Raw genomic sequence first — 25,775 nt, 5'->3', positions numbered from 1 at the left:
TTATTTAGAAAAATCCACTGAAGGAACTTCACTTGCACCTTCACTTGCTTTATAAAGAGATTTTTCTTCAAAGCCAAATAGTGATGCTATTATATTGGTTGGGAATTTTCTTCTCTTAGTATTATAAGTTGTTGCTGCTGTATTATAGTCTTGCCTTGCTATTGCAATTCTATTTTCAGTTCCTTCTAGTTGAACTGATAAATCAGCAAAGTTTTGGTTTGATTTTAAGTCAGGATATTGTTCTACAACTACTAATAGTCTTGAAAGTGCACCAGAAAGTTCAGTATCAGCAGCAGCTTGTTCAGATACGTTTGAGGCACCTGCTAATCTAGCCCTTGCATCAGCGATATCTGTAAATATGTCTTTTTCCTGAGTAGCATATCCTTTTACTGTATTAACTAGGTTAGGAATTAAATCAGATCTCCTTTGAAGTTGGGTATCAATATTTGACTCCGAATTAGTTACGCTCTGCTCCAATCCAACTAAATTGTTGTAACTTCCAATTATAGGGAAGGCTATAACAATCAGAATTAGGATTATAGCTATTAAAACTTTTAAACTGTTTTTCATATGAATTATTCTCCTTTCTATTGTTAGTTTATTATATGCTTTGCCTTATGATATTATTGAAATATTATAGGCTTTTTATTTTATAGACATATTTTATCTCATATATACAATTTTAACAAGATTTAAGCCTTGTGTATATTAGAAAAAGCATAGTAAATAGTATTAAACATATGTAAATAACCCCTTAGTGTAGAGATGGTCATACTTAAACTATCTCTGCATTAAGGGGTTTGCTTCATTTATAATCAGGGGAGATTATTTATGAAATTTTTATTTCAGGGTTTGATTTAAGATTTATAGCTATCATAAGGACTATCTTATACACATAAATAATGTTTACTGCCTTTTGATACTATTATCATAAATTTATTATGTGACAGTAATGTGGCAAATTTATGATTATAATATAAACATTTTAAATACATGAGGTATATATAAGAATACTAATTTACATAAATACAAATAAATAGTAGTTAGTAAAGAATTTTAAAATTGCAGTTAAAGAATATATAGAAAGGGAAATTAGTACTTGAATAAAAAAATACAAATAAAAACATATAGTATTACAATAATAGCCCTTATATGGTATATTATGTATATGAAGAAATTAAGGTAGCGTTATAGTAGAGAGATACGTGATAAACTTAAGGACATATGATAAATCAATTTGAGAATGATATAACTATATTTTAAAGGGAGTGGGGAAATGGAGAATATTAATAAGAAGTTAGATGAGGTAAAAGAACACATTAAAACAAGCACATATTTAATGCATGCACAAAGTTTAATAAATTGGGATATGAATACTGGAATTCCAAGTAAAGCTATAGAGGGAAGAATTGAAGTGATGGGATATTTATATTCTGAAACCATAAAGCTTATAACTTCACCTAAAGTTGGGGAATGGATAGAGTATTTTTCTGATAAAATGGACATGTTATCTTTTAAAGATAAAAGAATTATTGAAAATTTAAAAAGAAACTATGATGAATTTATTAAGATACCAGCGGAAAGAAATAAGGAATATCAAATGCTATGTTCAACTTCAGAAGCATTTTGGAAGACTGCTAAAGCTAACAATGATTATGAGAGTTTTAAGCCATATTTAGAAAAAATAATAGGATTTACTAAGGAGTTTGCAGAATACATTGGTTATGAAGGCAATGTCTATAACAAGTGTTTGGATGATTATGAAAGAGGACTGACTATTGAAAAGACGGACAAAATATTCCAAGAGATTAGAGATGGAATAGTAGAACTTTTAAATAAAATTAAGTCATCAAAGGTTAAGGTAGATGATTCATTCTTTAAAAAGCATTTTTCAACTAAAGATCAGGACGAGTTTGGAAAATTTGTATTAGAGAAAATTGGATATGATTTTGATGCTGGAAGACTAGATACAACAGTGCATCCTTTTACAACTAATTTTGGAAATAAAGATGTTAGAATAACTACAAATTATGATGAAAATGACTTTAGAAGTGCATTCTTCAGTAATATTCATGAAGGTGGACATGGAATCTATGAACAGAATTCTGATGATGATTTGGAATACACTGGACTTTCAGGTGGTACTTCCATGGGAATTCACGAGTCTCAATCTAGATATTATGAAAATATTTTAGGTAGAAGTAAGGAGTTTTGGGCTTATTTTTACCCTGAAGCTCAAAAAAGATTTCCGCAGTTTGAAGGTGTATCTTTAGAAGAATTTTATAAGGGAATAAATAAGATAGAAACTTCTCTAATAAGAACAGATGCAGATGAGTTAACCTATAGTTTGCATATTATAATAAGGTATGAACTTGAAAAAGAGTTATTAAATGACGAAATCACAGTAGATGAATTGCCAAAAATGTGGAATGAAAAATACAAAAAATATCTTGGAATAGAACCTAAAAATTATACAGAAGGTGTTCTTCAAGATGTACATTGGTCAGCGGGATTAGTTGGCTACTTTCCAAGCTATGCTCTTGGAAATGTGTATGGGGCACAATTCTTAAATAAGATGAAAGAAGATATTAAAGACTACGATGATATAGTTAAGAATGGAAACTTTGAAGTAATAAAAGAATGGTTAAAAGAAAACATTCATAAGCATGGAGCACTGTATACTCCATCAGAATTAATTGTTAAGGTAACTGGAGAAGACATTAACCCTAAATATTTCTTAGAGTATTTGAATAAGAAATATCAGGATATATATGAACTAAACAGTTCTAAGTATTAATATGTTTATAAAACCGTGTACGAAAAAAGTATGCGGTTTTCTTTATGGCAAAAGTAGTTAGATTCACATTAAACTAAGATAAAATTAGATTATAATAAGGAGATAAATTTATCTTAATACATATTATTTAGTATTTTACATAAATGGTTGAATAATTTAATTAATAGTATTATAATTTACTTAAGCTAATACTTAATTAAATTAAATGAGTCAGAGGAGAGTATATGATAGATAGCGTAAAAATATTTAAAGCCATTGGAGATGAAACAAGAATAAAAATACTAATACTATTATCCAAGAGAAATATATGTGCGAAGGGCATATCGAGGCATTTAGAAATATCTGAAGCAGCAGTATCTCAGCATATTAAAGTTCTTAAGGATGTAGAATTAGTTACGGGATATAAAAAAGGATATCATGTAATCTATGACTTAAATAAAGAAGTTTTAGAAGAATCTATAGGATTTATAAAAATGCTTATAGATGATGACATATGCTCAATAAGTGATAAATTTAGTTTGGAAGTAGAAAATTTTAATGTTTTACAGTGCAACGATAGCTGTAAGGCAATGAAAAGCTGTTGTAAAAGAAGATTAAAGGAGGAATAGTAATGAAAGTTTGTTTTCCAGTAAATTCTAATGAAGGTATGGATAGTGTACCATATGGACATTTTGGAACAGCTCCAATGTTTGTAGTATGTGATTTAGCAAAAAATGAAATTAAGATTTTAGGCAATGGGGATTTAGGTCATGAACATGGTAAGTGCCAGCCAATGAAGGCTTTATCAGGAGAAGTAGTAGATGCTATAGTTGTAGGTGGAATTGGTCAAGGGGCTATAGTTAAATTAAACTCCATGGGAATTAAAGTATACAGAGCACAAGAGGGAACTATAGGAAGTAACCTAGAAATGCTAAACAAAGGAAATTTAGTAGAGTTCTCCATGAATCACACTTGTAGTCATGATGGATGTGAACATCATTAAGATTAACATATAAATAAATTTAAATTTAGATTCAATCTAAATTTAAAAGTGGATATATCAAAAAAGGAATTAATTTCTATTTTGATATATCCACTTTTAATTTAAAGGACAGTTTTAATTTAGAAGGTAGTTGTAAAAGATTAATTAAGAGGGAAAGTTTTGTATCTTCATAATTTAAGATATTTGTTATGAATAAATATTAAGAGTATTTTCAACTATTTAAAGTAAACATAATTGCTTTAAAATAAATATCCATAGAAACACTGTAAGTATGCAGAAGGCAGAAGTAAATACTACTATCTGTGCAGCTAGATCGTAATCTCCATCCATCTTCTGAGACATAGTAAATGATGAAATTGCAGTAGGAGATGCAAAAATTAGCATAAGTGATAAAAGTTCTACGTCTCTAAATCCAGCCCAAATGCTTATAGGCATTAATATACCAGGAACTAAGATAAGTTTGCCAACTACACCTATTATGGTACATTTTAGATTAGTTTTAACTTGAGTGAAATGAAATGAGCCTCCTAGTAAAATTAGTGAAAGTGGAGTAGCTATTTTAGCAATCTCACTTACTGACTTTTCTATGGTGGTAGGAAGTTTAATTCCTAGCAATAAGAAAGATATACCAATTGCTGAAGCTATGATAAGAGGATTTGTAATAACACCTTTTATTATTTGTTTGACATTTATTTTTCCGCCTCTAAATACTTCAAGTATAACTACTGATAGCATATTAAAGAGAGGAACTACAACCGCTATTAATATAGCGACAACACCTATTTTATCATCTCCAAATATTGAGGATGCAACAGGTAGTCCAAAGATTACAAAGTTACTACGGAATATTCCTTGAATCAATACACCTCTTTTTTTATTATCTTTTTCAAGAAGAGGAATAACTGTAGATACTACAGCAAAAACAATTAGTATACTAACTAGAGCAAAGCTTATTAGTTTTGGATTTAATGCTCCTTGTAAATCAGTTTTATATATATTATAAAATAATAATAGTGGTAAAAAAGTTTTAAAAGTTACACTATTCATAGTTTTTAAGGTATTGTCATCATATAGTTTAGCCACTTTTAAACTATAGCCTAAGGCCATTATAAGAAATAAGGGGAGAACTACATTAAGTGATAAAATTAAATTTTCCATAACATATTACCTTTCAATTGAGTTTGTTTAAATTACTTAACTTATCAAACTTGTCCTATATTATTTTACTTAATAATTCGATGAAATTCAACGTTCATTGTCATACAAGTCCATTAATAAAATAAGTATCTATTTAAAAGGTTTATGAAAAATAGAAGTATCAGAGAAATAAATATCTGATACTTCTACTTGAAGTTTATGAGTATTTAATGTTTATATTGTAAATATTAAATACTCATAAAGTTTTTTAAAGCTAAAACCGCCTGCTCTTTCATCTTAGCTTCAACCATTAGGTCAACTGTTATATTATTGGTAATTTCACAGAAGGAAAAGAAATCTCCGGGAGATATGTAATCTGCATGACGTTTATCTCTATAATCTGTTATTCCACTACTAATATGGCACTTAGGAATAAGCGTAGTTTCGTTCCAACTATTACAGATGTCTTTAATTAAAGGATTTATATTCAAGATGCCATCATTATTACAATTATGATGATGAATATCTAGGATAACTGGTATGCCACAAGCCTTTGAAATCTCTATAACATCTTTTATGCTATATGAAACATCATCATTCTCTAATCTCAGGTACTTATTTATATCATAAGGTAGATTATTAAAGTTTGATATGAATCTTTCCATAGCAGCAGGCTTATATCCATAAACTCCTCCAGTATGAATTATTAAGTCACTTCCACCCATATATTGTAGGAGCTCTTTATGATAAATTAGATTATCAATAGAATTAGTTATTACATCCTTTCTTAAACTATTGATAACTGTAAATTGATCAGGATGCATAGATAATCTAATATTATTCTTAAGAACTATCTTTTTTATTTCATCTAAAATTTCTAAGACGTTTTCATCTTCATACCATCTAAATGAAAAGTCTTTCAAAATGTCTTTATGAGCAGCGAAAGGAATCATTTTAGAGGTGGCACGATACATAAATATGTTATTATTTATGTTCCAGATTAAAGTATCTTTAGTTAGATTTAAGTTATGAATAATTATATCTTTTAAATATAAAATTCCTTGTTTATATATGGAATTAAGTCTACAATCTCTAAAATTAGTTTCAAGAGAAGTATTAATACAAGCATAGCCAATACGATTAATCATACAAAATAGTCTCCTTAAGATATAGTTTTAAAATAGGATTTTGCACCTGAGAAGAAGTAATATCTTTACTAGATGCTAAATATAGAATCAGTTACCTATTAATAATAGGGTACACTAAAATTTATAAATAAATACAAATAAATCTCTTATAAATATTTAGTTTTAAAAAATATATGAATATTTAACTTAGAGTTTATCTTTTAAAGTGAAGAAATATTTTTAATTTTAGAAAGTTTAAGGTTTTTCTGTTAAAATAGAATTAAGTATATAATATACATAAGTTACTTATAGATTAAATATGTTGGGGAAAAGATATATAAGATTCAAATAAATCAAATAGATATATTATTTCTTTTACATAGGAAGGGTGAGGTAAGATTATATGGAGAATAAGAGTATAGAAAAGAACTTAATAAATATAGAAAAGAAGTTAAATAATGAGTTAATAGGTCAAGAGGATTTTGTACATAGTTTGTGTAGTTACTTTGAGGGAGAGTTGTCAAAGGACCAAAGGGGTATATTACTTTTAGTAGGAAAAAGAGGAACATTTAAAAAGGCTAGTATAAGATTGCTTATGGACCAATTGAAAAATAATAAACTAATAGAAAAAGCTCAAATAGATGAAATAAATTTAGCATCATATAACTTTAACTTAGGATATAATGCTTTTCTAAGTGATTTATATGAAAAGCTAAATAGTAACTCTGCTATGATAATGTTTAAAAATACCGAGAAGGCTAGCCATGAAATATTAGAGGTGTTGTCCCAGATATATCCTAACACATGTTTAAAACTAAAAGATGATTACATAATGAAAAATAAGTTTTTAGTTGAAGCTGAAGAAAAGGATAATAATAAGATAAATGAGTTAATATGCAATAATAAATTCTTTGTATTTATTTATAATAATGAAGATAAAGAATTAGAAGAAGATTTCTTAACTAACAATGATAAGACTTTATATACAAAGGAATTAACGGAAGATGAGAGAAATATAGTACTTAGAAGCGAAATTTTAAAAGCTATTGATAAAATACAAGAGGACTTAAAGATAGATATACTGTTAGGAATTAGAGGAAATAATGAAACCGAGGATAACTTTGGAATATGTAGTTTTCTACAAGAAAATTTTAGAGAAGATATCACCTTTGGGATTAGTGAATACATATCATACAAGATATATAAACCTATAATAAATTTAATAGAAAAGGAAGGACTTTATGGAGAAGGACAAATTCTAATATATACAAATGAAAATGAAATTTACTGTAAATCTAATAATGAAATATTTAAATTAGATGATTATTTAACTCCAACTCTTGAGGAAGCAAAGTATAAGCTAGATTCAATAATTGGAATAAAGGAATTAAAGGATTTTATAGTTAATGTTGAGAACAATTATAAGGTTCAGAAAATAAGAGAGAGACTTGGACTTAAGACCTCAAAGATATCTATGAATATGATATTTACAGGTAATGCAGGAACAGGAAAGACAAATGCTGCAAGGGTTACATTTGAATATCTAAATGCTCTAGGAATATTGTCTAGAGGTATATTTAAAGAAGTTAGTAAGGCTGATTTTGTTACAGAAAATATCAATGATACAGCAAAGAGAACTAACGATATTATAAGTTCAGCTTTAGGTGGAGTACTGTTCATAGACGAAGCTTATTCTTTATGTGAAAGTGAAGATGATAAGGTTGGAAAAGAAATAGTAGATGCTCTTTTAAAGGGAATTGAGGATAATAGGGATAACTTAATTGTTATACTAGCTGGTTATGAAAAGGATATGGAAAACTTCTTAAGTTTTAATCAAGGGCTTAAATCTAGATTTTCTAATACTATAAATTTTCAAGATTATAACCCGGTAGAAATGTACGACATAGCTGTGAATATAGCTAAGTCAAAGGGATATAGAATAGCTAAAAATGTAAAACCTGGATTAATAGATTTATTTACAAGAAACCAACTTACAGGTAAAAATGATTTAGGGAATGCTAGATTTGTAAGAAATATAGTTGAAAATGCAATAATGGATGCATCTAAAGAATATTTAACCAATAGTGAAAAGCAAATAGATTTATTAGATAGAAATAATTTTAACTTTAAGGTTAATGCTAAGTTTGATTTAGAAGAAAAATTAAATGAAATCATAGGCCTTGAAGATGTTAAAAAACTTTTAAGAAGTCAATATAAATTAATAGTTGCACAAGAAAAAAGAAAATCAGTAGGTGTAAACACAAAAATAGAACAGAACTTAAATATGGTATTTACAGGAAATCCGGGGACTGGTAAAACTAGTATAGCAAGATTGGTAGCTGAAATGCTAAATAGTATGGGACTGTTAAAGATTGGACAATTAATTGAAACAGATAGATCTAGTTTTGTGTCAGATGTTCCAGGTGAAACTTCAAAGAAAACTGAGGAAAAATTTAAAGAAGCTATAGGTGGAATTTTATTTATAGATGAAGCCTATACTCTTGCTAATGATTCACTAGGTATAGAGGCTGTAGAAACTCTTCTTAAATTAATTGAAGATTATTCTAAGGAAGTAATAGTAATACTTGCTGGATATGAAGAAGAAATGGAAGATTTCTTTGATGTTAATATAGGGTTAAGATCAAGGTTTCCATTATGGACTAACTTTGAGGATTATAATCCAAATGAACTTCTAGAAATGGCTATAAAATTAGTTGAAGCAAAGGGGTTTAAATTATCTAAAAACGCTTATACATCGCTAAAGAAAAGTTTTGTAGATATCTACCAGAATGCTGATGCTCAGTCTGGTAATGGTAGAATGGTAAGAAACTATGTTGAGAAATTAATTAGAAATCAAAGTATAAGAATAGTAGAAGAAGATATTAGTGTTTATGAAATGAATCTAATAATTTCTAAGGACATAGAGAAGATAAATCTATCAGATTATGATAATAATTTTGACTTGGAGAGAAGATTACAAGCTTTAGTAGGAAATGAAAAGTCGAAGGAATTCCTAAGAAATCAATATAAATTAATGAAGATTAAGGAAAGAAGAAAGAAATTAGGTATTGGTGGAGACATAAATAAGTATAATAATATAATCTTCACTGGAGAAGCTGGAACAGGAAAGAAAGCGGTAGTAAATATACTATCAGAAATGTATTATAGTATGGGCATCGTTAAGGCAAAGACTATAGTCGAAATGGATAAATATGAAATTATATCTATGATTAATAAAGGTGTAAAAATAGAGGATATATTTAATAAGTCCATAGGAAAGATTCTAGTTATTGATAAAGCAGATTTACTTATTGAAGAAGGTCAATGTAATAAAATAATTGCAGAACTAATCAAATTCATTGATAAGAATAACAATAAAATTATTATAGTTTTATCAGGTAATAAGGCGAAAATGAGAAAATTAGTATTATCCAATCAATCTTTAAATTATAGATTCCCAACATGGGTTGATTTTGAGAATTATGATGAAAGAGGGTTATTTAATATTGCATTAAGCACCTTAAATAGAAAAGGGTACACCTTAGATGAAGAGGGAGAAAAAGCATTAAATAGTGCAATTATTGATATGAAGAAAAGTTTACATTTAGTTCTTAAGAATGGATTAATGATAAAACAGTACCTAGATAATATTATAAGAGTTCAAAGTATTAGAGTTTATGACGAGAGACTAACTCAAAGTAATATTAATTTTATAAATGCTGAGGATATATTAATTAGTAAGGAAGAATTTTTCAATAAAAATACAGTTAATTAGTAAGAATAAACCGATGATACAAAGGTATCATCGGTTTATATTAAATAAATGATGTATTTTAAGTAAATGTTGATAAGGACTTGATATTATAATGGTTTAACAATAGACTAAAACATAAGTCAAATAAAATAGTGTTGACAAGCAATACATTAACATGGTAACATTTATTAAAATATACAACTTAGGAGAATTAAAATGAGTAAAGAAATTAACTTTCAATTATTAAAAGTTAATAATGCATATTATCTTAACTATTATAGATAGGCTTTGTATTTATAAAATAATTATAGATGCAAGCCAGCAACAACTTTGGTTTGTATCTGTGATGGTTAGGTAACTTTGCTATACTCAAAACTTTAGCAATTGAGCCACATAGGTATATCTATGTGGTTTTTATATTTTTAAGATCTTTTGATTTTAAACCACATAGTATTAATCTATGTGGTTTTATTTATTTTAATGAACTTAAGAAAATAATGGAGGATTGTAGGATATGAAGGAAAGAGAAAATTTCACAAGTAGGACAGGATTTATTATATCTTGTATAGGAGCAGCAGTAGGACTTGGGAACATATGGATGTTTCCATATAGATTAGGACAAAATGGGGGTTCAGTATTTTTAATACCATATTTTATTTTTGTACTTATTTTAGGGTCAACAGGATTAATAACTGAGTTCACCTTTGGTAGATCAGCACAAGGTGGAGCTTTAACTGCAATTAAGAAAGGCTTTAAAAGCAAAGGATTAAAAGGTGGAGCACTAGTTGGATGTATACCGGCAATAGGACTTGCAGGAGTATTCATGTTTTATAATGTAGTAGTAGGCTGGATAATTAAGTACTTAACTTTAAGTATAAATGGAGATATTAATAAAATAGACACTGCAAACTACTTTGATAGCTTTGCAGGAAGCTCTCAAACAATATTTTGGAACATATTAGCTATAGCATTAGCAATAATAATTGTGTGTATAGGAGTTTCTAAAGGTATAGAAAAAATAAATAAAATTATAATGCCATTACTTTTTGGAATATTTATATTACTAGCAATTAGATCATTAACATTACCAGGAGCAATGGATGGAGTTAAATATTTATTAACACCACAATGGGAATACTTATTTAAAGTAAACACTTGGGTAATGGCACTTGGGCAAGCTTTTTTCACAGTATCATTAAATGGATGTGGAATGGTTGTTTATGGTAGCTACATTAAAAAAGATATAGATATACCGAAATCGGCAGTGAGCACAGCTCTCTTTGATACTGGAGCATCATTACTTGCATCATTTGTTATAATGCCAGCAGTGTTCGCTTTTGGGTTAGATCCAGCAGCAGGTCCACCACTATTATTTATAACAATACCAACTATATTTAAAGCAATACCAGGTGGACAAATACTCATGATACTATTCTTTGTAAGTATGTTATGTGCAGCAATAAGCTCATCAATAAATATGTTGGAGGGACCTGTAGAATCATTTATGGCACAAACAAAAATGAACAGAAAAAAATCTACTATATTAATAGGGATAGTGACAGCTGTACTTTCAATACCAATAAATCTAAATATGAATTTATTTAATGGATTTGCAGATTTTATTACAATTGTAGTATCACCAGCAGCAGCATTAATTGTGTTTATAGTATTCTACTACATGTATGATAAAAATAAAGTATTAGAAGAAATAAATATGGGATCAAAGATTAAACTGGGAAATAGATTTTTTCTATTCGCCAAGTATGGATTTACAATCATAACTATTTTAGTCATAGTGCTAGGAATAGTGTATGGTGGAATATAAACAGAATTCTAACCTTCAAGTGGAGTTTTGATTCCATATGAAGGTTAGAAATTGTATCTAGGGGTGTATCTAACATTTTAATAATTACAATGTTCGATTAATCCACAAGCCAATTTAGCACCAGAATTTCCTGCTGGTTGAGTAGTAAAATCATCGGGACCTTCATGAAGTATAAATGATTTACCTATAACGTCTTCTAGATAGAAGTTACTTGTAAAAACACACATTACTGCCACACCATTTGCAGATAATAGAGGGGGAAGATCGCCAGCGTGGAAAGGGTGAGGGCAGTTTGTTGGGTTCCAATGGCCTCCAGCTGATGAAAATGGATTATTTGAATCATCTATTATACATTTTCCAAATTCATGAATGTGAAATCCATGGAAAGCGCTAGGGTTACCATCAGATGTAACGTTAGGAATTCCAGATACATAAACTCTGATATAAACTCCATCTGTTAATTGATATAATAAAGCTTCGCCTTTAATATCAGGTGCTAATGGACCACCTTTGATTATTGCACATGCATCAGCCTTTTCATAATCAAAGGTAGAAAAAACTTCCTTAATATTATGTTTAGGATATATCATACTCATTTTAAAAACTCCTTTTATAGTGTGATAACACATTTGATATACATAATACTATATGATTCATGTATATCAAATGTGTTATTACTTGGAATAAATTCTATTATTAACAATCCTTGCAATGGAATTTAGTTTAGCAGTAGTAACACTTTATGCTGTATTTCAAAGGATGTTCGGTATAAACCTATATAGCTCAATTGAACAATCAAAGGAAATATCTTTCCATGATAAAATCATTTTTGATTTCATCCATTCTTTCCATAGCCATATTATATCCATGGTTATAGGCATGTTTAATCTTATTAAGATCTTTTTCAAAGCTATCTATACCATCTTCTTCAGTAGGTCTTAAAATTATAGCTTTACCATCTCTTTCAAGTTGTTCACAGTATTTAACTCTATCATTGTAAAGCTCGTGACGAGTAAGAAGAGATTTCACTAAATTAGGATATTTCTTTTTTAGAATTTTAGCAGCAAAAATATTGCCCTTGCCTAACTCTTTAACATAACCCTTAGGTCTAGTAAGAATAATTAGATGCTTTTCATTTCCATCTTCTATGGCTTTTAATATAGGAATGGGATCGCATATTCCTCCATCAAAATACTCATTACCATTAATTATAGCTGGAGGAAAGAACAGGGGTATAGCACAGCTAGCCCTTAATATGCTACATTTTTCATCTAAGTCTTTACCATTTAAATATTCAGTAGCTCCAGTTTTAGCATTGGTTACACCAACTAAAATTTTGCCTTGATAACTTTGAAAGGTATCCATATCAAAGGGATAAACCTTATTAGGTAATTCATCAAAGGCAAAATCTAAACCAAATAAACTTTTACATTTTAAAAAGTTTCTAAAGCCTATGTATCTTTTATCGTGTCTATGGTTTATTAGAATATCATAGTTTCTTTTCTTTTGTCTTGATATATATGAAAATCCATTGGTAATACCAGCAGAAACACCAATACAATAAGGAAACATAATATCATTATCTAAAAGGGCATCCATTATACCGGCGCTAAAAATAGGTCTAAAGGTCCCACCTTCAAGAATTAAACTACTCATGATTCCAACTCCTTAAAAATAATTTTGTAAATTTACTATTATCATATATACCAATTAGTAAGGCCAATATAGTTAAAATTCCTTAGAATAAACTCCACTTTTTATTATAGCTATATCACCATAAAAAGTTAAGTCATCATTCTCTATTACTATACCTTGTCCATCTTCTAATAGTATCTAGGTTTATTTCAGATGTTAATTTACTATATAGAACTAAATTCATGTTAATACAGTTCCTTTATTTTAAATTATACATTTAATACATATTATATCATGTTTTAAAATATACATGATATAATATAGAGATTTAACATGTTTCAATAAAACATATTTTAAATTTATATAAGATTAACAAATAGCATTTAAAATGGTATAATTTGCTTAGAGATTATATGTTAAATTTCACTTTAAGGATGGGGGGAAAAGAATGAAAAAATTTAGTTTTTTCCAAGTTTTTGAGAAGAGTATTTTTGAATTAAAAAATCTTCCTAAGAAGGTTTGGATAGTAGGACTAATAATTGCACTACTTTCAGGGTCATTATTTTCAATTAACTTCACAGAGAATTTTGGAGATGATTATATGAACTATAGCCAGGAAGATGGCTATAACGCGCAAGATGAAACTTTTTGGGGTGATAATGAACTTGCATCATTTGACAAGTATATAGATGATTTGGAATATGGTGGTTCTATTATACCTTTTATAGCCATGGGAATTGGTATCATATTGATAGCATCGGTTATATTAGCAGTAGTTGGTTTTTTTGCTGCTGTAATATATGGAACATTAAATTATTATTTGTATTACAGTGCTTATGAAAGTGTATTATCAGAAGAGCAAGTTATAAGAAGGCCTATGGGTACTATAGTTAAAGCAAATGCATTAGTTATGTTAAGAGTATTTTTAGGTTTAATATGCTTTATTATTCCAGGAATAGTAATTGGAATTAAGTATTCTCCATTAACTTATGTTTTATGTAAGTATCCTGAACTGTCAGTTGATGAAGCTTTAGCCAAAACTAGAGAAGTTAGTAAGAATTTTAGATGGACTATTTTTGGATATGTTTTATTAGTGGGTGCTATATCTGGTTTTGTAACTTCTATGGTAAGTATAAAACATTTACCATTTGAATTATTAACTAGCTCTTCACTATTAGTAATCCTTGCAATGGCAATTAGTTTAGCGGTAGTAACACTTTCCGCTGTGTTTCAAGTGGTGTTCGGCATAAACCTATATAGCTCAATTGAACAATCAAAGGAATAATGAAATAATTTAAATAACATTTATAACCCAATGGATAATTTCGTTGGGTTATCTTATTTTTTATATAATAGTATTCTGAAGGTTACTCAGATTATATGAGTGGTAGCTTTAAAGAATTTAAAGAAGAATATTTTTAATAAATAAAGCAATGAAGAACAATATATTCTACTGGGGCATACCTAAAATATTTCAATATGGAAAAAATGTTTCTGCTATGGGGTGTGAAGGTGTTAATGAAAAAAAGAAAGCACAAATTGAAAAAGAGGTTTCTGCTATGTCTAGAAAAATCTTGAGGTACGACTTAATGTAGGGTTTGTTCAAGGTAAAGTAGATTATAAAATATAAATTAAAATAAGTGAGCAAAAGGTAAATAAAAATATGAAAATAGATAGATTAGTCTCAATTATAATGATATTGAATAATAAAGATAGGGTAACAGCTAAGGAACTTAGTGAAAAGTTTGAGGTTTCAACTAAAACTATTCAACGAGATATAGAGATAATAGAAAGAGCGGGAATCCCGATAGTTTCTTACAAAGGGCATGATGGAGGATATGGCATTATTGATGGTTATAAGGTTAATAAGTCTTTTATGACAAGTGAAGAAGTTATTTTACTTAAAAAGCTTTTAACTGGAATTAATAAATCGTATGAAAATAAAGAAGCTGAAGCTTTAATTAATAAGCTAGATGTTATAAAGGCAGAAAAACATAGTAGCTTAAATGATAGATTAGTCATTGATTTCTCAAGGTGGGGAAACCGGGAAGCGTTGAATAATAAAATAAGTATCATAGATGAATCAATTATAAATAGTAATCTAGTAGAATTTACCTATACAAATGGAAGTGGAGAAAATACGTCTAGAATAGTAGAGCCTTACAAAATTCTTTTTAAATCATTAACCTGGTATGTATATGGTTTTTGCACTCTGAAAAATGAAATGAGGATTTTTAAAGTTAATAGAATGGAAAATATTCAGGTTAAGGAAGAAAAGTTTATTTACAGAGAAAATATAATAGAAGAATTATTTGTGGAAAAAGAAGTTGAGAAAAATGATATTACAATTAAGTTATCAAGTAAAGTTAAAGAAATAATAAGAGATAGCTTTGAGGAGTATGATGTAATAGAAGAGGATGAAAATTTTATAATAGCTAATATAAGGATACCCTATAGTAATTGGGTTGAAGGAATGATTTTAAGCTTCGGAGAGAGCATTGAAGTTTTGAGTCCAGCATTCTTAAGAGAAAATATTAAAGATAAAATAAACAATATGAGCAATTTATACAAATAGACAACAGTATGATTGTATATACAATAGCAGTAGAAACTATTCAATACTTTACAGCTATAAATATTACAAATGTGGATGATATAAATTTTTTATAAAAAGGATTGTTTTCATAGGGAAGTGTAAAATAAAGGTGTCTTAAATAGGCATCTTTATTTTTATTTAAATAGAATCCTTTAAGTTTAAAGTTAATGTAGGTGATGAAGATAAGGTGTATCTTATTTTAAATGGAGTAGATATCACTTGTTTGAGCAGTGCACCTATTTATGTTATGAATGCTAAAAAGTCTATAATTTCTGTAGCTGATGGTACTGAAAATAATATAACAGATGGAAAAAATTATGTATTTGAAGATACATGTACAGATGAACCTAATGCAGCAATTTTTAGTAAAGGCGATCTTATCTTTATAGATAATGGTTTACTTACTGTGAATGCAAACTACAATAATGGTATTATTAGTAAGGATGATTTGAAAAAATGTGAGTGGGTTTATTTTAATAAAGAAGTATCAATCTAAATAAAAGGTTGAAAAATTAGTTGTGATGATGTATGATTTAAAGATATAATAGTTGATGCGTAAAATTTTAAATATAAAAATTCTATGAAAAGAAGAGTACTTATTTATTAATATCTAACAGCGAGTAGGGGTAGAGTGGAAGCCTTATAAGATATAAAATGAGGAAGAGGGACTTTGAGAAACTGCCTGAGCATTGTAAGGGCATGTCGTTAACTGCGTTAAAGTTTCGAGTGACTAATTTTTTTTAGTTAAATTGAGTGGTACCGTGGAAATACTCCGCCTCTTTGCATGATAAGAGGCGGATTTTTTTATATAAATTTATAGGAGGTAAGGTTATGAAAATATTTATTGATGAAATAAGTGATTTAGTTAAAAGCATTTTTGAAGAGTGTGGATACGATAGAGAAACTGGTAAGGTAAATGTATCAAATAGACCTGATTTATGTCAGTATCAATGTAATGGGGCTTTAGCTAATGCAAAAAAATATAAGAAGGCACCAATGATAATAGCTACGGAGGTTGTTGAAAAATTAAAGGATAATAAGATATTTTCAAAGTTACAAGCTGTAGCACCTGGATTTATTAATATGAACATTAATGATGAGTTCTTAATAGACTATGTTAATAAGGTGAATAAGGATGAGAACTTTGGATTATCAAAGGCTACAGAAGTTAAAAAGATAATTGTTGATTATGGTGGAGCTAATGTTGCTAAACCACTGCATATAGGACATTTAAGATCAGCAATAATTGGAGAAAGTATAAAAAGAATAGCTAAATTTATAGGTCATGATGTAATTGGAGATGTTCATTTAGGAGATTGGGGTCTTCAAATGGGAATGGTTATATCAGAGGTTGAGAGAAGAAATCCTTCTTTACCATATTTTGATGAAAACTTCACAGGAGAATATCCATTGGAAGCTCCATTTACAATAGATGAGTTAGAAGAAATATATCCATATGCAAGTAGTCTTGCTAAAAGTGATGAAAAAGTTATGGAGGCAGCAAAACAAGCTACAGTTGAACTTCAACAAGGTAGAAAAGGATATTTTGCTCTTTGGAATCATATTTTAAATGTATCTGTTAAAGACTTAAAGAAAAACTATGGTGCATTAGATGTTGACTTTGAATTATGGAATGGTGAAAGTGATGCACAGAAGTTTATTTCACCAATGATTGAATCCTTAAAAGAAGGCGGATATGCAAAAGAAAGTGAAGGAGCTTTAGTTTTTGATGTAAGCGAAGAAACAGATAAGAGTCCAATTCCACCACTTTTATTATTAAAATCAGATGGAGCATCTTTATATGGAACTACTGACTTAGCTACAGTAGTAGAGAGAGTAAGAGATTTAAAGGCTGATGAGATAATATATTTAGCTGATAAAAGACAAGGACTTCACTATGAGCAATTCTTTAGAGCTGCTAAAAAATCAGGAATTGCAAGCGAAAATGTATCATTAGACTTTGTAGGCTTTGGTACAATGAATGGTAAGGATGGAAAACCATTTAAAACTCGTGAAGGTGGAGTGATGAGACTAGCAGATTTAATTAATATAATTAAAGAAGTAGGTAAAGAAAAGCTTAAAGATAATAAAAATATAGGGGCTGAAGATGTTGAAGAGATTTCTTCAAAGGTTGGTTTAGCTGCATTAAAGTATGGGGATTTGTCAAACCAAGCTTCCAAGGATTATATGTTTGATATAGATAGATTTGCATCTTTTGAAGGAAATACAGGTCCTTATATTCTATATACTATAGTAAGAATTAAATCAATTCTAAAGAAAGCTAATAATGTAAATAAAGATGTTAATATATTAGTACCGAAAAGTGATGCTGAAAGAGATTTAATGTTACAATTAGCTAAATTTAATGAAGTCATTGAACTAAGCTTTAGAGACAGAGCACCACACAAGGTTTGTGAATTTATTTATGAATTATCTAATAACTTTAACAAATTCTATAATGATACAAAAATCTTATCAGAAGAAGATGAAAGTAAAAAACAATCTTGGTTAACCCTAATTAATCTTGTGAAAGATGTATTAGAGCAAGGATTAGATTTATTGGGTATGGAAAGTGTTGAAAGAATGTAATATGGGAATTTAATTGCTACCATTATCTTTTTAATGAGATTTGAGATGGGGTAGTATCAATAATACTCCATTCTATTGATGGGAACCAAAATTAAAAGATTAAGTATAAGCCAATGATATTAAAAGTGTCATTGTATTAGAAATGCAAATAAAAGAATAGTCTTTGCATATGAAGTATATTAGGACATTTACACAATATGTATGTTATCAGTCTGTGGGAGTATCTATAAAGGATACTCCTTTCTCTTTTATATTGAGAACATAGGGATAGAGGCATTATATTTTAGAATAGGCAACAATCAAAAGAGAATAAATTAGATGTAGTGCACGTTAGAAATAGAGTGTTTGGAAATATATCTTAGGTGATATATAACTTAATGAAAATATGCAACCCGTGGATAAAACTTGAAAAGAATCTAATAATAGACGAACATGGTGCTATTGTAAAAATATTGTTTATATTGTATAATTAAGTAAACGTTTGTTAAGTAAGAGGGTAATATAATGTATTCAAAAATGAAAGAAAAATCAATAGAACTATTCTTTAAAAAGGGATATGCAGCTACATCTGTAAGAGATATCACAAATTCATTAAACATCACGCCAGCAGCATTATATGCACATTTTTCTTCAAAAGCAGATTTGTTTCTTCAGGTTTTAGAAGACGGTTGGGATGATGTTGCTAAAGGGTTAGAGGAGGTTATTGAAGGGTGCAATAACAATCTTTTAGAAAATCCATTATATGATATATATAAATATTATTTAAACTTTTATATGAATGAGAGTTCTAGGACTATATTTTTAATACGTAGCGTAATGTTTCCTCCAGATGAATTAAGGGATAAGGTATTTAATATCCTTGAAAGTAAAACTAATGAATTGAATAAGAAAATAGAAGAGATTCTTTTGAAACTCATCAGAGAAAATATAATAAAAGATCTTCCAACTAAGGAGCATTTAAGCATTTTCTATAGACTTATAAATAGCTTTATATTTGAAATTACGGCTTTGAATAGGAAAATTAAAATAGTTGAAATGGATCATCAGTGGGAAAGATACTGGTCAAGCATAGCTAAATAGTTAAATTAATGCAAAGTAAGTTGAAAACTGTGCTGAAGGTAGTTATTTAACGAAGGTTTTAATGGCTATACGAAAAAATAAATTATCAATTAAACACTTATGATAAAACAATTTTAATATGGAGGAATACAAATGATTGCAAGAAATGTAAGGTTAAATTTAAAGAACAAGATACTAGTTATTAACATCTCATTACTATTATTTCTAAGCATAACGGTACTATCTGTTGTTTTTTATAAAACAACAAAAACTATTGATAATAGCATATACAGCCAATTAAATTCTAATATTAATTTAGGATATAGTATGCTTGATAAAAAATACCCTGGTGAATGGAAAGTTGATGGTGATAAACTTTTTAAAGGTGATAAGCTCATAAATGGAGATATTGAATTTGTTGATGAATTTAAATCTGCAACTAACTCACCTGCTACTATTTTTATGAAGGATACAAGAGTAGCTACAAACGTATTAAAAGATGGAGACCGTGCTACTGGAACAAAAGTCTCAAGTGAGGTTGGTGATGTAGTAATAAATCAAGGAAAAGATTTTGTTGGTGAAGCTATTGTTGTTAATAAAAAATATATGGCAAAGTATATACCCATTAAAGATATAAGTGGACAGGTTATAGGTATGTGGTTTACAGGGGTAGAAAAAGATAGCGCCAATTCTAAGATAAAGAATTTAATGTATATAACCGCTGCAATAACAGTTGCAACTATTATAATAGCCATTATCATATCCTTTATTTTTGCAAGTACTATAAACAAAAATATAAAGAAGATACTAGAAACATTAAAGTCAGTGTCTTTAGGCGATTTAAGTAAAGAATGTTATGTAACCTCTAAAGATGAAATAAAAGAAATTGCAGATAATATAAACGAAATGACGTCTAGTATGAGAAATCTTATCCAGGATATGAAGAATAAATCTGAACAATTACATAATAGTTCTATAAATCTGGCTTCTGTTTCTAAGGAGATGTCAACTTCTTCTGAAAGTGTTGCAAGTGCAATACAAGATGTTGCTAGTGGGACAAGCATACAAGCAGAAGATTTGTCAGATATTTTAGGAATATTAAATGATTTTGGAAAGCAATTAGATGATATTGTGAGTTCAATAGAGGATATAGATAAAAACTCTAATAGTATAAGCAGTATGGCTACTGAAAACAATAGTAATATGGAGAGTCTAATAATGTCTGTTAATGAGATGAAAAATTCTTTTGATAGCTTTAAGTCAAAAATTCATAATCTTGGAGAGAACATAAATCAAATTAGCGAAATAACTACTGTTATAAATAGCGTTGCAGATCAAACAAATCTACTAGCACTTAATGCAGCTATTGAGGCAGCAAGAGCAGGAGAAGCAGGCAGAGGGTTTTCAGTTGTAGCTGATGAGATTCGAAAACTTGCTGAGCAATCAAGAGTTTCTTCTGGGACTATAAGCACTTTAATAGGGAATATTTCACAAGAAACTACCATAATGGTAGATAGTTCTGAAACTATGAGTAGTAAGCTTAGTAATCAACTTGACAATATTAATACAGCAATAAACTCATTTAAAAAGATTATTATTTCTGTCGATGAGATAATACCACAGATACAAAGCGCAAGCGCAACATCAAGAAGTGTGAATGACCAAAAGAACATAATTTTAGAAAAAATAGAAACTGCATCATCAGTATCTCAGGAAGTTTCAGCTTCCACGGAGGAGATATCAGCATCAACGGAGGAAATGAGCGCTTCATCACAAGAGGTTGCTGCAACTGCAGATGAATTAAGCAATATGACAATTGATATGCTTAATCAAACAAATAAATTTAAGCTTTAATTGAAGTTAAATAAAAAATAGGAAAGAGTACTTGTATTGATATAGGTAGGTGTGCTCTTTCCTATTTGTATATTAAATATTATTGAAAATTAACATACATTAAAGTACAAAGCAATAAAAGATAAAATAATATAATTAAGACATAATTAATAAAAAAACATTAGTAGTTTATACAAATAGGACAGGATGATGTCCTATTTGTTTTGTTATATTATAGAAAAGTAAGAAATAGAGGTGTTTAATAATGGTAAAAACAAAATTAGATTTAAAGAAGGAACAAAAGGAAATATTTAATGTAAAGCAGCATCAATATAAAAAGGTAACTTGCCCAAAATCCTATTATATTGCAATAGATGGTAAAGGAAATCCTAATGGTAATGAGGAATATATGAATAAGATAGGAGCACTATACAAGGTTGCATATGGATTGAAAATGAAATATAAGAAGTATGATTTAGACTTTGTAGTAATGCCTTTAAGTGGATTATGGTGGACTGAAAATATGAAAAACTTTGAGAATGAGCCTAAGGAAAATTGGCTTTGGACAATGATGATTCAGATACCTAAATATCTTGAAAAAGATGAATTTAATAAGATGAAAATTTCTCTTAAAGATGAAGAAATGTATAAATATGTAAGCAAAATTTATTTTGCTGAGTTTGAGGAAGAGGAAGCTTTTGAAACCTTATATATTGGTGCTTACAAAGATGAAGGTAGCACAATTAAGAAGTTACATGAGACTATATTAGAAGAAGGCTATAAACTTTGTGGTAAACACCATGAAATATATCTTAGTGATCCAAGAAAAGTAGAGGAAAGTAAGTTAAAGACTATAATAAGACAGTCAGCCGCAAGGATTTAGATATTAAAATTTTAAATTGATAAAATATAATTGCAATTAAGCAAAGCTGTGGGAGGGTATATGAATATATTTAAGGCAACAAGTAATAATGTTAATTGTGTAAGTGAACTTGCACTTAGGTTATGGGAGAATAATACCATTAAAGATTTAGAAGAAGAGTTTGGAGAGATACTAAGTAACTCTAGAGCAGCTATCTTTATATGTGAGGATAATAATGAGGCTGTTGGTTTTGCACAGTTTTCTTTAAGAACTGATTACGTGGAGGGAACTGATAATAGTCCTGTTGGATATTTAGAAGGAATATATTTAAAGCCTAAATGTAGAGGCAAGGGGTTTGCAAAGGAACTTATATTAGTCGGAGAGCAATGGAGTAGTGAAATGGGTTGTACTCAGATTGCATCTGACTGTGAACTTACAAATACTGAAAGCTTAAATTTTCATTTGAAGTCTGGGTTTAGTGAAGCTAATAGAATTATATGTTTTGTGAAGAATATAGAGGGTGTTAAGTAAGGTGTTAAGATGGAATATATAAAAGCAAAAAAGTTAATATCTCAATATGCTTATGATAACTCTTGGTTTGATATTAATTATAACATGAACATTTATAAGGGGTGTTGTCATGGATGCATCTATTGTGACTCTAGAAGTGAGTGTTATCAAATAGAAGATTTTGATAGAGTTAGAGCAAAAGAAAATGCAATTGAGTCAATAGGAAAAGAATTAAAGGGCAAGCGAAGAAAGGGCGTTATAGGCACAGGGGCTATGAGTGATCCCTATAACCCTTTAGAAAAGGATTATAAGTTAACTAGGGGAGCTTTAGAAGAAGTTAATAAATATAACTTTGGGATTTCTATTGCTACAAAAAGTCCTCTTATTACAAGAGATATTGACATATTAAAAAAAATAAGTTGTCATTCACCGGTGCTAATAAAAATGACTATAACTACCTTTGATGATGATTTATGCAAGAGAATAGAACCTAATGTGCCATGCTCTAGTGAAAGGTTTAAAGCTATAAAACAACTTGCGGATAATGGGATATATACAGGGATATTACTTATGCCTATACTTCCTTTTATCAATGACACAGAGGAGAATATAAGAAATATAGTTAGGGAAGCTCATAAGGTTGGAGCAAAGTTTATTTTTGCCTATGGAATGGGACTTACCCTTAGAGGAAATCAAAGAGTATATTATTATGATAAGGTAAGAAGATTATTTCCTAAAGAAAATTTGGTTAATAAGTATATTGAGAACTATGGGGATAGATATGAATATGAATCTCTTAATTCTAAAAAATTATGGGTATTATTTAAAGCTGAATGTGAAAAGTATGGTATCAAATATCTTATGAAAGATATTATCGAGGAGTATAGAAGTCCATATAAAGAAGAACAAATTAGCTTATTTTAAGTGAGAATCTAAATCTATGATTTAGCTCTTCGAACTTACTCCTTAGAGTAAATACGATAAGGAGTTTCCAAAAATGAAAAAAATTAATATAAATGAGGGGATGAAAGATATGTATTTTGATGAGAAATCAAAACAATGGGATACAGATTATAGAGCACAAAGAGCAAAGAAAGTAGGAATTGAAATAGAAAGTTACATAGGAAAAGACAAGAAGTTAAGGGCTTTAGAGTTTGGGTGTGGAACAGGTCTTGTATCTTCAAATTTAACTCATAGGTTTTCAGAGATACTAATGATGGATTTATCTGAAGGTATGATAGAACAGCTGAAAATAAAGATACAAGAAAACCATATAGATAATATGAAAACTTGGTGTGGTGATGTATTTAACTTTAATGATGAAGAGAAGTTTGATGTAATATATACATCTATGGCACTACATCATATAACTGAGGTATCAGGAGTAGTGAAGAAACTATATACCTTGCTAAAAAATAATGGAAAGTTAGTAGTTGTTGATTTATGTCCAGATGGAGGAAGTTTTCATGATGAAGTATCAGACTTTCATGGTCATAATGGATTTGAACTTAGTTATATGGAAGAATTACTAAGGGAAGCAGAGTTCGAAAAAATATCTTCAAATGTATTTTATACAGGTAATAAGATAGTTGAGGATAAACCACATCCATATCAGTTATTTAGCATGTGTGGAATTAAAAAATAATAAGGCATCTTCAAAAAATAAATAAGTCAATCTCCTAGACTATTTTGAGTGATACGTCGTCAGCAGAACCCTTAGATAGTTCTACTATCTGCGGAACCTACTTCCTTGTCTAACTCAAAATATCCTTCGCATCTTTGACTTATTATTTATTTTCAGATGCCTAAAATGCAAGAAGTCTCAAATTTGCAATAGTTAGTTTGTGGAAAAACTTACAAATAAGAGACTTCTTATAATTGCATAGTAATCTTATACTGTGTAATTACAGGATTTTATTGATAGGTACAAGAGATTGATGGAATAAAAGCATCCGGCAGTTTAAAAATCTCAGTTACTTCTTTTTCTTCAAAATTATATTTATATAAAGCATTAGTATGAGTTGATATTCCAGAGAAAGTTATCTCTTTAGTATCTGCAGGAACAGCTACAAAATAAATATTCTTTTCATCACTACTAAGACAACCTTTATATGGCTGAGAAAAATTATTTATTTTACTATCTTTTTTTAGTTCTTCCTCAGTTAGTAAAGGATTTATATTTTTTTCTTGTAAATTGAATTTATAAAATCCAACTTCATTATTTATTAGACCTTTTCCTCCTAAAATCATATCATCTCCTGAAGCAGAAAAAGAAATTGAATGTAAATTAATAGCATGTATACTTAATAATTCATTGACGTTTTCTCCATTTTCATCCATTTCTATAATAGAATATTTGATTTTTGAAGAATTATCTTGTTCTTTAAATCGTTTTGTTATAAATTTGCTATAAGAAAATTTTATTGCAACAATCTTATTATTGCCCACATCAAAATCTTGTATAGCTACATCAGTATCAGGAATAAGAAATTCTCCTTCATTTTTAGTAATATCTATTTTTGCAATTTGGGGATTAGGTGAAGATTTACCTCCACTTTTAGCAAAAATTATATTCCCTTTTTCATCACCAAAATGTAAATTAAATTGACCTAAGTAATCATTAGTAATTTGAGCGGTTTCTTTAGTTTTTATATCAAGTTTAAATACATCCCATGGATTGGTTCCAATAGCATCAGAGTAAATTAATGTATCACCTGTTGAATTAACCACGCCACTTACTAAAACATCTTTTTTATCTAATAACTTTTCTTTTGATTCTGTATAAGTATTTATTAACCATAGATCACTTTTATCATTAGTAACAGTAACTGTAATCCATTCTCCCTTGTTTGTAGAAAAACAATTTGCAGATTTTTCACTTTCTATTTTATAAAAAGTAAACATAGTGGTTGTAATAATTAATGTTAATAAGAGATATAAAACAATTTTATTTTTGAGTTTATCCAATAACAAAATTTAACACATCCAATCTGTAGTTTTGTAGTTTCAATTTATTTTATATTATCTCCTAAAGATAATTAATTTATTTTTAACCTCTTCGAATTAAAT

22 protein-coding genes and 1 other annotated feature are annotated in these 25,775 nt (G+C 28.8%); of the genes, 16 read left to right on the top strand and 6 right to left on the bottom strand.

Annotation, left to right across the window (positions count from 1 at the left end):
* Positions 1-570, bottom strand: a complete 570-nt coding sequence (locus RSD37_RS08305) for a LemA family protein (protein ID WP_346946255.1) — start codon at positions 568-570, stop codon at positions 1-3.
* Between the two features lie 706 nt (positions 571-1,276).
* On the opposite strand from RSD37_RS08305, the gene RSD37_RS08300 reads away from it, so the two are divergent.
* The 3 genes from RSD37_RS08300 (at position 1,277) to RSD37_RS08290 (ending at position 3,779) form a co-directional block, all read left to right on the top strand.
* Positions 1,277-2,797, top strand: coding sequence for a carboxypeptidase M32 (locus tag RSD37_RS08300; RefSeq protein ID WP_346946254.1), 1,521 nt, complete (start codon positions 1,277-1,279; stop codon positions 2,795-2,797).
* Between the two features lie 224 nt (positions 2,798-3,021).
* Positions 3,022-3,405, top strand: coding sequence for a metalloregulator ArsR/SmtB family transcription factor (locus RSD37_RS08295; protein ID WP_346946253.1), 384 nt, complete (start codon positions 3,022-3,024; stop codon positions 3,403-3,405).
* A 2-nt stretch (positions 3,406-3,407) separates the two neighbouring features.
* Positions 3,408-3,779, top strand: coding sequence for a NifB/NifX family molybdenum-iron cluster-binding protein (locus RSD37_RS08290; RefSeq protein ID WP_346946252.1), 372 nt, complete (start codon positions 3,408-3,410; stop codon positions 3,777-3,779).
* A gap of 219 nt (positions 3,780-3,998) precedes the next feature.
* Here RSD37_RS08290 and RSD37_RS08285 read toward each other — a convergent pair whose 3' ends face one another.
* Positions 3,999-4,937, bottom strand: a complete 939-nt coding sequence (locus RSD37_RS08285; RefSeq protein ID WP_346946251.1) for an AEC family transporter — start codon at positions 4,935-4,937, stop codon at positions 3,999-4,001.
* A gap of 227 nt (positions 4,938-5,164) precedes the next feature.
* A complete protein-coding gene (gene uvsE, locus RSD37_RS08280) occupies positions 5,165-6,064 on the bottom strand; it encodes a UV DNA damage repair endonuclease UvsE (protein WP_346946250.1) in 900 nt (299 codons plus the stop codon).
* 382 nt (positions 6,065-6,446) lie between these two features.
* Here uvsE and RSD37_RS08275 point away from each other — a divergent pair, with 382 nt between their 5' ends.
* Both RSD37_RS08275 and RSD37_RS08270 read left to right on the top strand, forming a co-directional pair.
* Positions 6,447-9,818: an AAA family ATPase gene (locus RSD37_RS08275; protein WP_346946249.1), complete on the top strand. Its 3,372-nt coding sequence runs from the start codon at positions 6,447-6,449 to the stop codon at positions 9,816-9,818.
* Between the two features lie 493 nt (positions 9,819-10,311).
* On the top strand, positions 10,312-11,622 hold the full coding sequence (locus RSD37_RS08270; RefSeq protein WP_346946248.1) for a sodium-dependent transporter: 1,311 nt from the start codon (positions 10,312-10,314) through the stop codon (positions 11,620-11,622).
* 77 nt (positions 11,623-11,699) lie between these two features.
* On the opposite strand, the gene RSD37_RS08265 is transcribed toward RSD37_RS08270, so the two are convergent.
* Together RSD37_RS08265 and RSD37_RS08260 are read right to left on the bottom strand one after the other, a co-directional pair.
* Positions 11,700-12,218: a superoxide dismutase family protein gene (locus RSD37_RS08265; protein WP_346946247.1), complete on the bottom strand. Its 519-nt coding sequence runs from the start codon at positions 12,216-12,218 to the stop codon at positions 11,700-11,702.
* A gap of 199 nt (positions 12,219-12,417) precedes the next feature.
* Entirely contained in the window at positions 12,418-13,278 is an 861-nt protein-coding gene (locus tag RSD37_RS08260; RefSeq protein ID WP_346946246.1) for a patatin family protein, read from the bottom strand.
* A gap of 427 nt (positions 13,279-13,705) precedes the next feature.
* Here RSD37_RS08260 and RSD37_RS08255 point away from each other — a divergent pair, with 427 nt between their 5' ends.
* The 11 genes from RSD37_RS08255 (at position 13,706) to RSD37_RS08205 (ending at position 24,351) form a co-directional block, all read left to right on the top strand.
* The gene (locus RSD37_RS08255) at positions 13,706-14,542 is read left to right on the top strand and encodes a hypothetical protein (RefSeq protein WP_346946245.1); all 837 of its coding nucleotides are present in this window, start codon (positions 13,706-13,708) and stop codon (positions 14,540-14,542) included.
* A 148-nt stretch (positions 14,543-14,690) separates the two neighbouring features.
* Positions 14,691-14,852 carry a hypothetical protein gene (locus tag RSD37_RS08250; protein WP_346946244.1) on the top strand — a complete coding sequence of 54 codons (162 nt, stop codon included), beginning with the start codon at positions 14,691-14,693 and terminating at the stop codon, positions 14,850-14,852.
* 68 nt (positions 14,853-14,920) lie between these two features.
* Positions 14,921-15,832: a YafY family protein gene (locus tag RSD37_RS08245; protein WP_346946243.1), complete on the top strand. Its 912-nt coding sequence runs from the start codon at positions 14,921-14,923 to the stop codon at positions 15,830-15,832.
* 163 nt (positions 15,833-15,995) lie between these two features.
* Positions 15,996-16,349 carry a carbohydrate-binding domain-containing protein gene (locus RSD37_RS08240; RefSeq protein ID WP_346946301.1) on the top strand — a complete coding sequence of 118 codons (354 nt, stop codon included), beginning with the start codon at positions 15,996-15,998 and terminating at the stop codon, positions 16,347-16,349.
* Between the two features lie 75 nt (positions 16,350-16,424).
* Positions 16,425-16,636, top strand: a binding site (T-box leader).
* 48 nt (positions 16,637-16,684) lie between these two features.
* Positions 16,685-18,442, top strand: coding sequence for an arginine--tRNA ligase (gene argS, locus RSD37_RS08235; protein ID WP_346946242.1), 1,758 nt, complete (start codon positions 16,685-16,687; stop codon positions 18,440-18,442).
* A gap of 504 nt (positions 18,443-18,946) precedes the next feature.
* Entirely contained in the window at positions 18,947-19,522 is a 576-nt protein-coding gene (locus tag RSD37_RS08230; protein WP_346946241.1) for a TetR/AcrR family transcriptional regulator, read from the top strand.
* A 132-nt stretch (positions 19,523-19,654) separates the two neighbouring features.
* Positions 19,655-21,355: a methyl-accepting chemotaxis protein gene (locus RSD37_RS08225; protein ID WP_346946240.1), complete on the top strand. Its 1,701-nt coding sequence runs from the start codon at positions 19,655-19,657 to the stop codon at positions 21,353-21,355.
* 244 nt (positions 21,356-21,599) lie between these two features.
* Positions 21,600-22,217: a GyrI-like domain-containing protein gene (locus RSD37_RS08220; RefSeq protein ID WP_346946239.1), complete on the top strand. Its 618-nt coding sequence runs from the start codon at positions 21,600-21,602 to the stop codon at positions 22,215-22,217.
* A gap of 60 nt (positions 22,218-22,277) precedes the next feature.
* Complete coding sequence (aac(6'), locus tag RSD37_RS08215; protein WP_346946238.1) at positions 22,278-22,727, top strand: aminoglycoside 6'-N-acetyltransferase; 450 nt, start codon at positions 22,278-22,280, stop codon at positions 22,725-22,727.
* A gap of 9 nt (positions 22,728-22,736) precedes the next feature.
* Positions 22,737-23,630: a radical SAM protein gene (locus tag RSD37_RS08210; protein WP_346946237.1), complete on the top strand. Its 894-nt coding sequence runs from the start codon at positions 22,737-22,739 to the stop codon at positions 23,628-23,630.
* Between the two features lie 73 nt (positions 23,631-23,703).
* Positions 23,704-24,351, top strand: a complete 648-nt coding sequence (locus RSD37_RS08205) for a class I SAM-dependent methyltransferase (protein ID WP_346946236.1) — start codon at positions 23,704-23,706, stop codon at positions 24,349-24,351.
* A 269-nt stretch (positions 24,352-24,620) separates the two neighbouring features.
* Here the strand turns inward: RSD37_RS08205 and RSD37_RS08200 are convergent, their stop codons facing one another.
* Complete coding sequence (locus RSD37_RS08200; protein ID WP_346946235.1) at positions 24,621-25,679, bottom strand: hypothetical protein; 1,059 nt, start codon at positions 25,677-25,679, stop codon at positions 24,621-24,623.
* Positions 25,680-25,775 lie beyond the last annotated feature (96 nt).

Origin of the sequence: Clostridium sp. (assembly GCF_036646415.1) — a bacterium.
Lineage (GTDB): Bacteria > Bacillota > Clostridia > Clostridiales > Clostridiaceae > Clostridium_J.
This window is presented reverse-complemented; position numbering and strand designations above follow the sequence as displayed.

Coding starts and splice junctions, on each gene's coding strand:
- RSD37_RS08305 (WP_346946255.1), bottom strand. CDS start 570: ATGAAAAACAGTTTAAAAGTTTTAATAGCTATAATCCTAATTCTGATT.
- RSD37_RS08300 (WP_346946254.1), top strand. CDS start 1,277: ATGGAGAATATTAATAAGAAGTTAGATGAGGTAAAAGAACACATTAAA.
- RSD37_RS08295 (WP_346946253.1), top strand. CDS start 3,022: ATGATAGATAGCGTAAAAATATTTAAAGCCATTGGAGATGAAACAAGA.
- RSD37_RS08290 (WP_346946252.1), top strand. CDS start 3,408: ATGAAAGTTTGTTTTCCAGTAAATTCTAATGAAGGTATGGATAGTGTA.
- RSD37_RS08285 (WP_346946251.1), bottom strand. CDS start 4,937: ATGGAAAATTTAATTTTATCACTTAATGTAGTTCTCCCCTTATTTCTT.
- uvsE (WP_346946250.1), bottom strand. CDS start 6,064: ATGATTAATCGTATTGGCTATGCTTGTATTAATACTTCTCTTGAAACT.
- RSD37_RS08275 (WP_346946249.1), top strand. CDS start 6,447: ATGGAGAATAAGAGTATAGAAAAGAACTTAATAAATATAGAAAAGAAG.
- RSD37_RS08270 (WP_346946248.1), top strand. CDS start 10,312: ATGAAGGAAAGAGAAAATTTCACAAGTAGGACAGGATTTATTATATCT.
- RSD37_RS08265 (WP_346946247.1), bottom strand. CDS start 12,218: ATGAGTATGATATATCCTAAACATAATATTAAGGAAGTTTTTTCTACC.
- RSD37_RS08260 (WP_346946246.1), bottom strand. CDS start 13,278: ATGAGTAGTTTAATTCTTGAAGGTGGGACCTTTAGACCTATTTTTAGC.
- RSD37_RS08255 (WP_346946245.1), top strand. CDS start 13,706: ATGAAAAAATTTAGTTTTTTCCAAGTTTTTGAGAAGAGTATTTTTGAA.
- RSD37_RS08250 (WP_346946244.1), top strand. CDS start 14,691: ATGAAGAACAATATATTCTACTGGGGCATACCTAAAATATTTCAATAT.
- RSD37_RS08245 (WP_346946243.1), top strand. CDS start 14,921: ATGAAAATAGATAGATTAGTCTCAATTATAATGATATTGAATAATAAA.
- argS (WP_346946242.1), top strand. CDS start 16,685: ATGAAAATATTTATTGATGAAATAAGTGATTTAGTTAAAAGCATTTTT.
- RSD37_RS08230 (WP_346946241.1), top strand. CDS start 18,947: ATGTATTCAAAAATGAAAGAAAAATCAATAGAACTATTCTTTAAAAAG.
- RSD37_RS08225 (WP_346946240.1), top strand. CDS start 19,655: ATGATTGCAAGAAATGTAAGGTTAAATTTAAAGAACAAGATACTAGTT.
- RSD37_RS08220 (WP_346946239.1), top strand. CDS start 21,600: ATGGTAAAAACAAAATTAGATTTAAAGAAGGAACAAAAGGAAATATTT.
- RSD37_RS08210 (WP_346946237.1), top strand. CDS start 22,737: ATGGAATATATAAAAGCAAAAAAGTTAATATCTCAATATGCTTATGAT.
- RSD37_RS08205 (WP_346946236.1), top strand. CDS start 23,704: ATGAAAAAAATTAATATAAATGAGGGGATGAAAGATATGTATTTTGAT.